This is a genomic window from Halorubrum sp. Atlit-26R, from assembly GCF_003666015.1.
Classification (GTDB): domain Archaea; phylum Halobacteriota; class Halobacteria; order Halobacteriales; family Haloferacaceae; genus Halorubrum.
The window spans coordinates 1-538 of sequence record NZ_QPLT01000357.1 but is presented as its reverse complement, the minus strand read 5'-3'; the positions used below and the strand labels follow the sequence as shown (position 1 = coordinate 538).

Annotated in this window: 1 pseudogene; it reads left to right on the top strand. The window is 59.7% G+C overall.

Annotated elements, in window-relative coordinates:
- Nucleotides 1-538 (top strand): annotated as a pseudogene (locus tag DVK07_RS20960) (DUF499 domain-containing protein); the annotation flags it as partial.

Here is a 538-nt window from a genome sequence, read left to right as displayed (position 1 = left end):
TCGGGAGCGGCACGACGGCACTCGACATCGGAGACTTCGAACTCGAACTCGTCCAAGACGGAGAGATATGGATCGACGGGGACAGCCACGACATCATTATGCGAGCCGTCGGTCGGCTCAATCGTGAGGATCAGTACATCATCGTCCGGGGGAACGAGATCCTGGATAAACCGCAATCCGACGCGACGCTTCGGGATGTCGGTAGCGCGACGGTCGTCGGGGCGTCCCACCTGGTTGATCGGATCGAAGCGTCAATCGAAGCGGACGGATACGCGAAACTCGATACAATTATCGGAGAGATCCGCAGCGACGAGAGCGTGTTCCTACCACCGGACGAAACTGAGACCGTCGCACGCGAAGCGGTCAACGACTTCCTCGTGGACGAGTACGTCCTCGAAGCCGGCGGTCGATACCTGGAGTCGCTCGGTGATCGTGACCCGACGACAGTCAAGATCGTCCCGACGGTTCCCGACCGGATCGGTGAGCAGATCCTGGAGTACATCGAGGATCTCGAACCGGGAGAGCAGTTCACCGTGAA